A 12,426-nucleotide genomic window follows, 5' to 3' on the forward strand; every position below is an offset into this window, starting at 1 on the left:
GTTACGCGTCCGGCGCTTCGCGCAGGCCGCCATAGGCGGCCCAACTGGTGCCGGCGATATAGCCGGCGTCGACCGGCAGGTTGATGCCGGTGACACCGCTGCTCATCGGTGACAGCAACCACGCAATCGCCTGTGCGACCTCGATCGGCTCGACCAGCCGGTTCATCGCAGTCGGGCTTTCGAGCAGGCGCTTGTTCAGCGCGCCGGAGGCAATGCCGGCTTCGAGCGCCGCGGTGCGGGTGAAGCCGGGAGAGACGGCATTGACGCGCACGCCGGTACGGCCCCACTCGGCGGCAAGCGTCTGTGAGATCTGAATGACGCCGGCCTTGGCGGCGGTGTAGGCGTGGATCGGACCTGACGTCATGCCCGCGACCGATGCGACATTGACGATGGCGCCATGCCGGCGCTCGGCCATTTTGACGCCGACGCTGCGGGCGACCAAGAATGTCCCGCGCAGGTCGATATTAACCTCACGGTCCCATTGATCCATCCGCACCCGCTCGACCGGATGCATCTTGCCGAACACGCCGGCGGCATTGACGAGGCCGGTGATCGGGCCGTGCGCGGTCTCGATATCGGCGATGCCGCTGACGACGGCGCTCTCGCTGGCGACATCGAAAGGTGCAGGCCACAGGATCGTCCTGGTGCCGGCCAGTGGCTCCGGCGCAATGTCAGCGATCACAACACGCTGGCCTTGTTCGGCCAGTAGCGTCGCGGTTGCAGCGCCAATGCCGCGGCTTCCGCCGGTGACGAGAACGATACCCTCAGCGTTCATGGTTCGTTGCCTTTGCCGGCTGAATTGAAAAGCCCGCGCGTCATCAGCTTCTGGTAGGCGGAGATGACATGGTCGGGCACGGCCGTGACCGCACCGTCCGAGTACGAATAGCGCCGGCTCAGATAGCCGCGCGCGCCCATCAATATTTGAACGATCGCCTCGAACTCCTCGTCGCTATAGCTATCAACCGTGCCGGCAAGCCGCGCACGCTTGAGGATACGGACATAGGCCGTCGAGATATTATCAAAATGCTTCTGGTAGCCGATCGGCGCAAAGAACTCGGCCTCGTTGAGGATGCGCAGGAATTCCGGCACCTCGCGGATGAAGTCGAAGAAGGCGCTGAAGCGTTCGACTTCCTGCTGCGCGGTCTGTGCCGTGCCGGTGCGCGCACGGATGAAGCGCACCATGTCGATGCCGATTTTCGGCAGCAATTGATCCAGCAGTTCCTGGCGGTTCTCGAAATGATTGTAGAACGTGCCCTGCGCGACGCCGGCTTCCTCGGTGATGCGGGCGACCGAGGCTTCGGCATAGCCGTATTTGCCGACGATCTTGGTCGCCGCATCGAATATCTTGCGCTTGGTCCAGGCGTTGCGCTCGACGCGGTTGAGCTTTGTGACCTTGCCGGAATTGGCTCGCGTTGCCTGCGTCATGAAGCCTCCAGTTCGGCGCGCAGCACGCGCTTGAGCACCTTGCCGGACGGGTTACGCGGCAGGCTGTCGCGAATGATCAGTTGCTTCGGCACCTTGAAGCCGGCGAGCCGCGCGCGGCAATGATCGGTGAGGGCAGGCAGTTCCAGCGCCGCGCCTTCTCCCAGCACCACGATGGCAACAGGCTTTTCGCCCCAGCGCGCGTCCGGCATGCCGATGACGGCGCATTCGCGCACCTGCGGCAATTCATAGATCACGCGTTCGACTTCGGAAGAGGCGATATTCTCGCCGCCTGAAATGATCATGTCCTTCTTGCGGTCGGTGAGGTAGAGGAAGCCGTCCTCGTCGAGGTAGCCGACGTCGCCGGTGCGGAACCAGTCGCCGAAGAAAGCGGCTGCGGTTTTCTCGGGATCGTTCCAGTAGCCTTGCGTGACCTTTGGTCCGCGCAGGCAGATTTCGCCGTTCTCGCCGGGCGCCAGGCGGTTGCCCGCATCGTCGCGGATTTCGATCTCGACATGCGCAATGGCGCGGCCGGTCGATCCGATCTTTTCAATTTCGCGGCCGGGCTCCATAAAAGTGTCGCCGCCGCAGGTTTCCGTCAGGCCATAGGCGTCGATATAGCGGGCGTTCACAAAATATTCGGAGAAGCTGCGGATGCGCGCTTCCGGTGTCTTCTCGCCGCCGCCGATCGCCCATCTCAGGCTCGAGACGTCAAAGCTGTCGCGGGTCGGGCAGGTGAGGATCGCCGTAGTCATGACGGGCGCGAACCAGGCCGCGTTCAGCTTCTCGGCTTGGATCGCCGCCAGCGCCTGCTCGGGTTCGAAGTTGCGGTGAATTGAAAGCATGCCGCCGTGCCAGAGCACGGCTATGCCGGGCAGGTCGAGCGCGCCGACATGGTAGAGCGGGCCGACCACCAGCAACCGCGTCTCGGCGTTCAATCCGAGCACCAGCGTCTGGTCCGCCGACTTCCAATGGATGTTCTCGTAGGTGAGCACCACGCCCTTGGGCCGGTCCGTGGTGCCTGACGTGTACATCAGCCGCATCAGGTCGCGCGGTTGTCTTGGATGCGCCGGGGCGGGGGCGATGTCAGGCGCGAGCCGCGAGATGCCGGATTGCGCGGCCTCATCGAGCAGCAGCACGGGAACGTTTCCTGCTGCGATGCCGGCCAGCTCTTCGTCCGCGATCAGAATGCGTGCGCCGGAATTGCCGACGATGTAGCCGACCTCGTCGGCCGACAGCCGATAGTTGATCGGAAGGAACACCGCGCCGATGTGGCTGGTCGCAAACACCAGTTCGAGAAACGCGGCGCTGTTCTTCATCAGCACCGCGACGACATCGCCGGCGCCGATGCCGCGCGCCGCGAGCCAGCCGCCCACCTGGCCGATGCGGCGGTGGAAGTCGGCGTAGGAGATCTCCTCGCCGCGGTATTTCAGCGCACAGCGGCCTGGCGTCCGCCTGGCGTGAAACGCGATGAAGCTCGAAAGGTTGATCATTTCTCGGCTCAAAAGGCCGGATTCCGGCCTGATCTCCCGTTAGATGAATTATGACTCGTAATTCATATTTGGCTTGACGTCACCCCCTTTGCTCTGAAATCTTGTGAGGACGGGGGCAACACGATCCCCGGCTGGGATTTGGGCAGGAAACTGGGAACGCAAACCCAAGAGGGAGGGAATAATGACGAGAACCCGCAAACCGGGCATCAGCCGCCGTTCAACACTGGCGCTGATGGGCGCCGGTGCCGTGACTTTCGCGACACCGTGGGTGGCGCGGGCGCAGGCCAAGACCATCAAGGTCGGCATGCCGACCATTCTCTCCGGCCGCGTGGCGCAACTCGGAACGTCATCGCGCAACGGCGTGATGCTCGAAGTCGAGAAGGTCAACGCCGCCGGCGGCCTGGCCGGACGGCAGATCGAGATGGTGATCCGCGATTCCAAAGGACAGCCGCAGGAAGCCGCCCGCGTGGCGCGCGAACTGGTCAACACCGATGGCTGCGAACTCCTGATCGATGCCGAGGCGTCATCCGGAGCGTTCGCCGTGCACGAAGTCGCGCGCGATCTTGGCGTGCTCTGCATTCACACCAACTCGGAAACCTCGGCGCTGACCGCCGATCCCAAGCAGCACATTCCCAACGCGTTCCGCACCGCGCGCCAGGGCGTGCATGACTCGATCGTCGGCGGCAGCTACGCGGCGGCGATCGCCAAGACGAAGGGCCTGAAGAGATGGGCAACCTGTTCGCCCGACTACGCCTACGGCCGCGACACCACGGGCGAATATGTGACGTACCTGAAGCGCTTTGCGCCTGATGTCGAGATCATCAGCGAGTCCTGGCCAAAGCTGTTCCAGCCTGATTACACCGAGGTCGTCACCAAGATCCTGCAGGCCAAGCCGCAGGCGCTGTATTCCTGCCTGTGGGGCGGCGACCTGACCTCCTATATCGATCAGGCCAACATCTATGCGCTGTTCACCCAGATGGAGGTGTTCGCCGTCAACATGGCCGACTACACCGCGCTCACAGTGGTGAAGAACCTGCCCAAGGGCATTCATTCCGGCAACCGCTACATCAAGACCTATCCTGCGACCGCGGAGAACGCGGCCTGGGGCGATGCCTACAAGGCGAAATACAACGAGTACCCGACCAACTGGTCGTGGGAGAACGCAACCGCGATCATGTTGCTCGCCGAGGCCTCGAAGAAGGCGAATTCCGCTGACGGCAAGAAGCTTGCGGAGGCATTGCGTGGCCTCAAGATCAAATCGCCGTTCGGCGCCGACGGCACCGTGACGATGCGGGCCGAAGACCAGACCCTGATCGGTTATGCGATCGGGTGGGGCACGACGATCCCGCAAGAGCCCTACGTGCCGGAGGTCAAGCCGGGCGACTGGAAGACCATTCTCGAACTCGAAGCCGAGTGGAAGAAGAGCAAGGGTTACACCTGATCTACCTGCGAAACGGAGGCAGCGCAGGCCGCCTCCGTTCACCGCCCCATGGTGCTTTCACGCGCCGATCTTCCGGCACGCCGTAACGGATATTTTCCTTGGATCTCGATACACTCACCGGCTGTCTCGCCAGCTCCGCCTGTCTGGTGACGCAAACCACCAGCGGATTCATCATCGGCATGTTGCTGTTTCTCGTCGCCGTCGGGCTGACGCTGATCTTCGGCGTGCTCAAGGTGGTGAATTTCAGCCACGGCGCTTTCTACATGTTCGGCGCCTATTTCGCGATGACGGCCTATCAGCTAACCGGCAGCTTTGCGCTGGCGATGCTGTGCGGCGCGGCCGGCACCGCGCTGCTGGGCCTGATCTTCGAACGCGTCTTCATGAGCCGGGTCTACGGCCGCGACGTGCTGATGCAGGTCCTCGTCTGCTACGCCTTCGTGCTGATATTTGACGATGTCGTACGGATGATCTGGGGCCCGGAATTCAAGTCGATGGGGATGCCGGCGGCGTTCCAGATTCCGCCGCTGTTCATCGCCGGCGGCGTGGTGCCGCCTTACTATCTGCTGCTGATCGGCGTCGCGCTGGTGGCCGCGATCATTCTCGGCCTTGGTCTTGCCCGTACCCGGATCGGCAAGGTGATCCGCGCCGCGGCGCATAATCCGGGCATGGTGTCCGCGCTCGGCATCAATACCGGCCTGATCTATGGCGGCGTGTTCGCGCTCGGCGGCATGCTGGCGGGACTGGCCGGCGCGCTCGCGGCACCCGTGCGGTCGCTGACACCGGGGATGGGATTTTCGGTGCTGATCGAATCCTTCATCGTCACCGTGATCGGCGGCATGGGCTCGATCCTGGGCGCGCTGATCGGCGCGCTCCTGATCGGCATGATCCGCTCGTTTGGTTCGCTCGGCTTTCCCCTGTTTACCGAAGGCCTGATGTATCTGTTCATGGTGATCGTGCTGGTCTCCCGCCCGACCGGCTTGTTCGGCAAGGAGGTCGCGTGACCGAATTGCAGGCCGAACAGGCGAGCAAGGTGCTCGACAACTCCGTTACCAAGTCAAAGCCGCGCCCCAACCGGGATGCGCTGATTGCGCTTGCGGTCTTTGTTGTGCTTGCCCTGCTGCCGATGCTCACCAGCAGCAAATTCCTGCTCGACTTCGTGATCCGCTGCGCGGCCTATGGGCTGTTCGCGACGTCGCTCAACCTTCTGGTCGGCTACACCGGCCTGACGTCGTTTGGCCACGGCATGTTCTTTGGCCTAGGCGCCTACGGCTTCGGGCTGATGATGCAGAAGACCGGTGTCGCCGTCCCGGTGGCTTTCGTGGCAACGCTGGCGATCACGTTTGTCGTCGCCCTCGTCATTGGTGCGATTTGCGTGCGGCTGAAGGAGATCTATTTCGCCTTCGTGACACTGGCGTTCCAGATGCTGATCCATTCGACCATCCTGTCCTGGGTGTCGTTGACCGGCGGCGATCAGGGATTGCGCGGCGGCATTCCCCGGCCGCCATTTTTGGGCATCGATCTGTCGAACCATCTGCATTTGTACATTGTCAGCTGCGCGCTGCTGGTGATCGGGCTGTTTCTGATGCATCAGATCGCGCAGTCGCCGTTCGGCTACACGCTGCGCATGATCCGCGACAACGCCACGCGGGCGAGCTTCATCGGCATCGACGTCTGGCGCGCCAAACTGACGATCTTCGTGCTCGCGGCGCTGTTCGCCTCGACCGGCGGCATCATCATGGCGCTGTTCGTGTCGGGCGCCTATCCGGAATTCGCCTATTGGACCATTTCGGGCGAAGGCATCTTCATCAACATGCTCGGCGGCGTGACCACATTCCTGGGGCCGATGGTCGGCACCGCGCTGTTCCTGATCCTCAACGATACCGTCACCCGTGTGACCGAGTATCACGGCATCGTTCTCGGCATTGTGATCCTGTTCTTCGCCATCGGCCTGCGCAAAGGCCTGATGGATTTCGTGATCGAATGGTACGTGCAGCGCCGCGAGCGTTCCGGGGAGCGCACGTCATGAGCCCGGCGGCAAAAGCGCGGGTCAGCGTGGTAACAGGCGGCGCCAGCGGGATTGGCGCGGCTTGCGCGCGGGAGCTCGCCGCAAGCGGCGATCTCGTGATGGTCGTCGATCGCGATTTGGCGAAGGCAGGGGATGTCGCCGCGGAATTTGGCGGCAAGGCCTATTTCGCCGATGTCGGGGACGAGACCAGCGTCGAGGCCTGCGCGGAAGCGATCGAGCGCGAATGCGGGCCGGTCGATGTGCTCGTCAACAGTGCCGGGATCATCCAGGTGCCGGTGCGGCCGCACGATTTGCCTATGTCGGCCTGGGACGACGTCGTTCGTGTCGACCAGCGCGGCACCTATGTCACCTGCCTCGCCTTTGCCCGGCGCATGATCGCGCGCAAACGCGGCAGCATCGTCAACATCGCCTCGATCGCCGGCATGCGGTCGATGCCGTTACATGCCTACGCCCCGGCCAAGGCGGCCGTGATTGCGACCACCGAATGCCTCGCCGCGGAGTGGGGCCCCTCCGGCGTGCGGGTGAATGCGGTTTCTCCGGGTTATACGCTGACGCCGGCGCTGAAGAACGCGATTGATCGTGGCGAGCGGGATGTCTCCGCGCTATCAGCCAATGCCGCGCTGCGCCGTCTGGTCGATCCTTCCGAAATCGGGCGTGTGGTCACCTTTCTTGCCTCCGATGCCGCGTCCGCGATCACGGGCGCCAATTTGCCGGTCGATTGCGGCTGGTTGGCCGGTACATCATGGAGCACCTATGGCGGACTTCGGGAGGCGAATGGCTAGCCATGCTGGAAATTCGCGCACTCTCGAAATCTTTCGGCGGCGTCAAGGCGACCGACAACGTGACGCTGGACTTTGCTGACGGTTCGTTGACCGCTGTCATCGGCCCCAATGGTGCCGGCAAGAGCAGCTTTTTCAACCTGATCACCGGGGCGCTGAAGCCGGATTCCGGTCAGATCCTGCTCAATGGCGTCGACCTGGCTGGGCGCTCGCCGCCCGAGATCGTGCGCCACGGCATCGGACGCGCGTTCCAGGTTGCGAGTATTTTTCCCTCGCTCACGGTGCAGGAGACGATGCTGGCCGCCGTCGGTGCCGACCAGCGCCGTGCCAGCGTCATGCATCGAAGATTTCCGCTGGCTGAAACCCGCGACCGCGCCGAGCAGGCGATGGAATTGCTGGGGCTTGCCAGCAAACGTAACCGGACGGCGGCGACGCTGTCGCATGGCGACCAGAAGCTGCTCGATATCGCGCTGGCGCTGGTGCTCGATCCCAAGGTCCTGCTGCTCGACGAGCCCACCGCCGGCATGGGCACCGAAGAGCGCTGGCGCATGATCGACAAGGTCAGGGAGCTCTGGGAGAAACAGAAGATCACGGTCGTCTTCATCGAGCACGACATGGATATCGTGTTCAAGATCGCGCCCGAGATCGTGGTGCTGTGCTACGGTCGGATTCTCGCCACCGGCAAGCCCGATGCAGTCCGCCGCAACGAAGCCGTCATCGAGGCCTATCTCGGCACCGAACATCACGCGGAGGCCGCGATATGAGCGCGCAGCCGGTGGTGCAGGTCGAGGACCTCGATGTTTTCTATGGCAGCAGCCAGATCCTGTTCGGCGTCGGCCTGTCGGTGCGGCAGGGCGAGACCATGGCGCTGCTCGGCCGCAACGGCGCCGGCAAGTCGACCACGATGAAGGCCATCATGGGCCTGGCGCCGGCGCGCCGCGGCAAGGTCACCCTGCGGGGCAGGACGGTATCCGGGCTGAAGCCGCATCACATCGCCCGCGCCGGCCTCGGCTTCGTGCCGGAGGATCGCCAGATTTTCCCCGAGCATACGGTGGAAGACAATCTGGAGATCGGCGCCAAGAAGGGCCCCGATGGCCAGGACGAATGGTCGATCCGGCGCATCTACGATGTATTTCCGCTGCTGGAGCCCTTGCGGCACCGGATCGCGGGACGTCTCTCGGGCGGCGAACAGCAGATGCTGGCGATTGCCCGCACCCTGATGGGCAATCCGGCGCTGCTGCTGCTGGACGAGCCGAGCGAGGGGCTGGCGCCGATCATCGTGCAAAGGATCGGCGAATTGCTGCGGCAGCTCCGCGGCACCGGCGCCACGGTGTTGATCGCCGAGCAGAACATGCATTTTTGCCTTGGCCTTGCGAGCCACGCGACGGTTATCGACAAGGGCCAGATCGTCTACACATCCGGTATCGAAGAGCTGAAAGCCAACGAAAACATTCGTCAGCGCTATCTGGCGCTGTAGCTTTCGGTCCGTCCGGCTGTGGGAGGATAAATGGCTATCAAGCGTACGCTATCGCCGACGCATGAGGCACCGTACCGGGGTCTGCGCGTGCTGGATTTCGGGCAGGGCATCGCGTCGCCCTATTGCGCGATGCTGCTCGGCGTCTACGGCGCTGACGTCATCAAGGTCGAGCCGCCGGAGGGGGATTGGTCGCGTTTCCTGGGAACGACCTACGGAAACCATACGACGCTGTCGGCGGTCTATAACCGGGGCAAGCGCAGCCTCTGTCTCGACATGAAGCACAAGGACGCGATCGCAATCGCCCGGCAGCTGGCGCAAGATTGCGACGTCCTGATCGAGGGATTTCGCCCCGGCGTGGCTGCTCGCCTTGGGATCGGTTACGAGGAGCTCTCGCGAGACAATCCCGGCCTGATCTATCTGTCTGTCAGTGCTTTCGGGCAGAGCGGACCCTACTCAAGACGGCCGGGCTCTGATTCCGTTGCACAGGCATTCTCCGGTCTCGTGTCAGTAAACCTCGGCAACGACAACACGCCGCACCGGGTCGGCACCACAGTTTCCGACGTCGTGACCGGCGTCTACGCCTTCCAGGCGATTGCGACCACGCTGTTCGCGCGCGCAACCGTCGGCACCGGCCGCTGGATCGACGTCAATCTCTGCCAGTCGACGGCGGCGCTGCTCGGCCACAAGGTCGCCGAGCATATTCTGGAAGGCGGCGCACCGCGGGCGCTTAACGTGCCGGCAGGTTCCTATCAGACCAGCGATGGCTGGATGATGGTGACGCTGGTCAACGAACCGCAATACAAGCGGCTGTGTGCCGCCATCGAGCGCGACGACCTCGCCAGCGATCCGCGCTTTGCGGACTTCGCCAGCCGGGCCGACGCGGCCGACACGTTGATCTCGCAGCTGCGCGAGGTTTTCCTGGCGCGCCCGACCGACGTCTGGCTGTCGCGGTTGCATGCGGCCGATATCATTGCCGAACGCATCCTCAATCCAGGGGAGTGGCTGCGCAATCCTCACGTCGAAGCGACCAACGCGTCGGTGTGCCAGGATACCCCCGGCGTCGGCCCGGTCTACACGCCGCGCACGCCGGGTATTGCCAGTCTTTCCGAAGACGCACTTTGCCCCGCGCCTGACATCGGACAGGATAGCGTTGCGGTCCTGACCGAGGTCGGGCTCGATCGTGGCACCATCGAAGATTTGATCGCAGCCGGCGCGGTGCGTCAGGCCAGACAATAAGGAAGCGGCATCATGAGCGCTGAACTCGTTCGCTACTCCGTCTCGCACAAAATCGCGGAGATCATGCTGGACCGGCCGCCGGTCAACGCGCTCAGCATGCCGCTGATCGATGCACTGCTGGCGGCGCTGCAGAAAGCGAAGGACGATCCGTCGGTATCATCAGTCATTATTGGCAGCCTGCACAAGGTGTTCTGCGCCGGGCTCGACCTCGACATCGTCAGGGGCAAACCCGGGATTGAAACCAAGAAATTCCTCGAGCGGCTGTATTTCGCGCTGAACGATACCCAGTATCGCATGGGCAAGCCGACCATTGCCGCGGTCGACGGCGCGGTGCGGGCCGGCGGCATGACGATTGCGATCTCCTGCGACATGATCATCGCTGGCGACGCCTCGACCTTCGGCTATCCGGAGATCGATGTCGGGCTGATCCCGGCGATCCACTTTGTGCAGCTGCCCCGGCTGGTCGGAAAACACCAGGCATTTGGTCCGCTGTTTCTGGGCGAGCCCTTTGATGCCGCGACTGCATTCCGCATGGGTCTTTTGAGTGAAGTGGTGCCGAAGGGCACCGCGCTTGAGCGCGCCCGCGATATTGCGCGGAAGCTCGCCGCCAAGTCGCCGATCGTCATGAAGATTGGCCGCGATTCCTTCATGCGCGCGGTCGATGCCGATTTCCGCCGTTCGGTCGAGAACACGGCCGAGAGCTTTGCGCTTGTAGCGACGACGGAAGATTGTCAGGAAGGGTTGAATGCGTTCGTCGAGAAACGGACGCCAAACTACAAGGGACGCTGATGGCGGGACTATATTTCGAGGAGTTCGAGGTCGGCCGGGAATTTCATCATGAGTTCAGCCGGACCGTCACCGAGATGGACAATACGATGTTCAGCCTGCTGACGATGAATCCGCAGCCGCTGCATATCGATGCGCATTTCTCCGAGAATACCGAGTTCGGCCAACGGCTGTTCAACAGCCTCTATACGCTCGGCATCATGATCGGCATGAGCGTCTATGATACGACGCTGGGCACGACGGTTGGCAATCTGGGCATGACCGACGTCAAATTCCCAAAGCCGGTATTTCACGGCGATACGCTGAAATCCCATACCAGGATCATCTCCAAGCGCGCCAGCAAGTCTCGGCCGACGCAGGGGATCGTCGAGTTCGAACACACCATGACCAATCAGCGAGGGGAGGTGGTCGCCAGTTGTCGCCGCACCGGCCTGATGCATTGCAAACCGAAGGCGTGATTTGATGCGATCGTTCCTGTTCGTTCCCGGCGACAGCCTGCGCAAGTTCGAAAATGCCAGGAAGACCGCGGCCGATGCGTTGATCCTCGATCTCGAGGATTCGATCGCGCCGGACGAGAAGGTCGGGGCGCGGCGCACCGTGCGGGAAATGCTCGATGCGCGGAACCCCGTCCAAAAAATGTATGTCCGCATCAATGCGCTCGATACCGGCATGACGCTGGGCGATCTCGCCGCCGTGATCCCGGGCAAGCCTGATGGTGTGGTGCTGCCGAAATGCGCTGGTGCCGCCGATGTTAACAAACTGTCGCTGTACCTCGATGCGTTCGAAGCCGCATCTGACATCGAACACGGAACCACCCGGATCGTGACGGTGGCGACGGAGACCGCGCGGGCGGTGCTCAAGCTGCTCGACTTCGAGAACATGAGCCCTCGGCTGTGGGGCATGATGTGGGGCGCGGAGGATCTCGCTGCGTCCCTTGGCGCCTCACGCAACCGGACCGCGGGCCGGTACCACGGGCCGTTCCTCCTGGCGCGCGACCTCTGCCTGATCAGCGCCGCGGCTGCCGGCGTCGTCGCGATCGATACCATTGCCACTGATATCAATGACCTCGATGCCCTGCGGGAAGAATCGATCGCCGCGCGTCAGGACGGGTTTCTGGCGAAGGCGGTGATCCATCCCAGGCACGTCGATGTCGTCAACGCCGCCTTCCTGCCGACGGACGAAGAGATCTCCTGGTCGGAGAGGATCGTCAAAGCCTTCAACGACAATCCAGCCTCCGGCGTCGTCAAGATCGACGGCAAGATGATCGACAAGCCGCATCTGCGCGCCGCCGAAAAGATTCTCGCACTGCGAGCCAAGTAGGGTGGGCAAAGGCGCACTTGCGCCGTGCCCACCATCTACTTCGATGGCCTGAATGGTGGGCACGCTACGCTTTGCTACGAACTGCGGGCTCGGTAGAGCGCCCCGTAGCCCGGATGAACGCACCGACCTACACCTGCCTCGTCATTCCCCGATGCGACAAATTGGCCCGTCGGGCAAAATTTCGCTTTTCCGGAATGGCAAATCAGGTGCACATATGTCGCCATCCCGTCCTACTCAGAAGGGCGTCGGCCGTCGTCACGGACGTTGGGCGGGTTGCGGTGGACGATTGTTTACGCTGAGACGACGGCGTGGATAAGCGTACGGCAAAACCGTGTGGTCCTGGCACCCGTTGCAGGTGTCAAGCTGTCGGGTAGGCGAAAGCTGAACGGCAGCGACGGAGTCAACCAAGAACTCGTCTCCGGGGAGATCACGGCATAAGCCGTAAA

Annotated in this window: 13 protein-coding genes; 10 read left to right on the forward strand and 3 right to left on the reverse strand. The window is 62.9% G+C overall.

The genetic code is table 11. From position 1 onward, the window contains the following. Nucleotide 1: 1 nt before the first annotated feature. Genes JQ558_RS28445 through JQ558_RS28455 form a run of 3 tightly spaced genes read right to left on the reverse strand, consistent with a single transcriptional unit; the run spans nucleotide 2 to nucleotide 2,915 of the window. Nucleotides 2-775 (reverse strand): SDR family NAD(P)-dependent oxidoreductase, encoded by a 774-nt coding sequence (locus JQ558_RS28445; protein WP_212295857.1) that lies wholly within the window; start codon nucleotides 773-775, stop codon nucleotides 2-4. Beyond that, nucleotides 772-1,425 (reverse strand): TetR/AcrR family transcriptional regulator, encoded by a 654-nt coding sequence (locus JQ558_RS28450; protein WP_212295858.1) that lies wholly within the window; start codon nucleotides 1,423-1,425, stop codon nucleotides 772-774. Before JQ558_RS28450 ends, JQ558_RS28445 begins: the two co-directional genes overlap by 4 nt. Beyond that, the gene (locus tag JQ558_RS28455) at nucleotides 1,422-2,915 is read right to left on the reverse strand and encodes an AMP-binding protein (protein WP_212295859.1); all 1,494 of its coding nucleotides are present in this window, start codon (nucleotides 2,913-2,915) and stop codon (nucleotides 1,422-1,424) included. Before JQ558_RS28455 ends, JQ558_RS28450 begins: the two co-directional genes overlap by 4 nt. Nucleotides 2,916-3,096: 181 nt before the next feature. Between JQ558_RS28455 and JQ558_RS28460 the strand changes: the two genes are divergently transcribed. The 10 genes from JQ558_RS28460 (at nucleotide 3,097) to JQ558_RS28505 (ending at nucleotide 11,980) form a co-directional block, all read left to right on the forward strand. Further along, complete coding sequence (locus JQ558_RS28460; protein WP_212295860.1) at nucleotides 3,097-4,356, forward strand: ABC transporter substrate-binding protein; 1,260 nt, start codon at nucleotides 3,097-3,099, stop codon at nucleotides 4,354-4,356. Between the two features lie 98 nt (nucleotides 4,357-4,454). Beyond that, nucleotides 4,455-5,357 (forward strand): branched-chain amino acid ABC transporter permease, encoded by a 903-nt coding sequence (locus tag JQ558_RS28465; RefSeq protein ID WP_212295861.1) that lies wholly within the window; start codon nucleotides 4,455-4,457, stop codon nucleotides 5,355-5,357. After that, nucleotides 5,354-6,382: a branched-chain amino acid ABC transporter permease gene (locus JQ558_RS28470; RefSeq protein ID WP_409410594.1), complete on the forward strand. Its 1,029-nt coding sequence runs from the start codon at nucleotides 5,354-5,356 to the stop codon at nucleotides 6,380-6,382. The genes JQ558_RS28465 and JQ558_RS28470 overlap by 4 nt, the downstream gene beginning before the upstream one ends. Continuing rightward, nucleotides 6,379-7,164 (forward strand): SDR family NAD(P)-dependent oxidoreductase, encoded by a 786-nt coding sequence (locus tag JQ558_RS28475; protein WP_212295862.1) that lies wholly within the window; start codon nucleotides 6,379-6,381, stop codon nucleotides 7,162-7,164. The genes JQ558_RS28470 and JQ558_RS28475 overlap by 4 nt, the downstream gene beginning before the upstream one ends. 2 nt (nucleotides 7,165-7,166) lie before the next feature. After that, nucleotides 7,167-7,925: an ABC transporter ATP-binding protein gene (locus JQ558_RS28480; protein WP_212295863.1), complete on the forward strand. Its 759-nt coding sequence runs from the start codon at nucleotides 7,167-7,169 to the stop codon at nucleotides 7,923-7,925. Then, nucleotides 7,922-8,638: an ABC transporter ATP-binding protein gene (locus JQ558_RS28485; RefSeq protein ID WP_211998685.1), complete on the forward strand. Its 717-nt coding sequence runs from the start codon at nucleotides 7,922-7,924 to the stop codon at nucleotides 8,636-8,638. Before JQ558_RS28480 ends, JQ558_RS28485 begins: the two co-directional genes overlap by 4 nt. A 30-nt stretch (nucleotides 8,639-8,668) precedes the next feature. Next, on the forward strand, nucleotides 8,669-9,874 hold the full coding sequence (locus tag JQ558_RS28490; RefSeq protein WP_212272113.1) for a CaiB/BaiF CoA-transferase family protein: 1,206 nt from the start codon (nucleotides 8,669-8,671) through the stop codon (nucleotides 9,872-9,874). Between the two features lie 12 nt (nucleotides 9,875-9,886). After that, nucleotides 9,887-10,663: an enoyl-CoA hydratase/isomerase family protein gene (locus tag JQ558_RS28495; protein WP_212295864.1), complete on the forward strand. Its 777-nt coding sequence runs from the start codon at nucleotides 9,887-9,889 to the stop codon at nucleotides 10,661-10,663. Continuing rightward, on the forward strand, nucleotides 10,663-11,118 hold the full coding sequence (locus JQ558_RS28500; RefSeq protein WP_212272115.1) for a MaoC family dehydratase: 456 nt from the start codon (nucleotides 10,663-10,665) through the stop codon (nucleotides 11,116-11,118). The genes JQ558_RS28495 and JQ558_RS28500 overlap by 1 nt, the downstream gene beginning before the upstream one ends. A gap of 4 nt (nucleotides 11,119-11,122) precedes the next feature. Then, nucleotides 11,123-11,980, forward strand: coding sequence for a CoA ester lyase (locus tag JQ558_RS28505; RefSeq protein ID WP_212295865.1), 858 nt, complete (start codon nucleotides 11,123-11,125; stop codon nucleotides 11,978-11,980). Nucleotides 11,981-12,426: the final 446 nt, after the last annotated feature.

It is taken from the genome of Bradyrhizobium sp. AUGA SZCCT0160, from assembly GCF_018130105.1.
GTDB lineage: Bacteria > Pseudomonadota > Alphaproteobacteria > Rhizobiales > Xanthobacteraceae > Bradyrhizobium.

What these genes read in the sequence shown, in the direction of transcription:
- JQ558_RS28480 (WP_212295863.1), top strand. Translation starts at nt 7,167, where the DNA reads ATGCTGGAAATTCGCGCACTCTCGAAATCTTTCGGCGGCGTCAAGGCG.
- JQ558_RS28475 (WP_212295862.1), top strand. Translation starts at nt 6,379, where the DNA reads ATGAGCCCGGCGGCAAAAGCGCGGGTCAGCGTGGTAACAGGCGGCGCC.
- JQ558_RS28450 (WP_212295858.1), bottom strand. Translation starts at nt 1,425, where the DNA reads ATGACGCAGGCAACGCGAGCCAATTCCGGCAAGGTCACAAAGCTCAAC.
- JQ558_RS28500 (WP_212272115.1), top strand. Translation starts at nt 10,663, where the DNA reads ATGGCGGGACTATATTTCGAGGAGTTCGAGGTCGGCCGGGAATTTCAT.
- JQ558_RS28455 (WP_212295859.1), bottom strand. Translation starts at nt 2,915, where the DNA reads ATGATCAACCTTTCGAGCTTCATCGCGTTTCACGCCAGGCGGACGCCA.
- JQ558_RS28495 (WP_212295864.1), top strand. Translation starts at nt 9,887, where the DNA reads ATGAGCGCTGAACTCGTTCGCTACTCCGTCTCGCACAAAATCGCGGAG.
- JQ558_RS28505 (WP_212295865.1), top strand. Translation starts at nt 11,123, where the DNA reads ATGCGATCGTTCCTGTTCGTTCCCGGCGACAGCCTGCGCAAGTTCGAA.
- JQ558_RS28460 (WP_212295860.1), top strand. Translation starts at nt 3,097, where the DNA reads ATGACGAGAACCCGCAAACCGGGCATCAGCCGCCGTTCAACACTGGCG.
- JQ558_RS28490 (WP_212272113.1), top strand. Translation starts at nt 8,669, where the DNA reads ATGGCTATCAAGCGTACGCTATCGCCGACGCATGAGGCACCGTACCGG.
- JQ558_RS28445 (WP_212295857.1), bottom strand. Translation starts at nt 775, where the DNA reads ATGAACGCTGAGGGTATCGTTCTCGTCACCGGCGGAAGCCGCGGCATT.
- JQ558_RS28485 (WP_211998685.1), top strand. Translation starts at nt 7,922, where the DNA reads ATGAGCGCGCAGCCGGTGGTGCAGGTCGAGGACCTCGATGTTTTCTAT.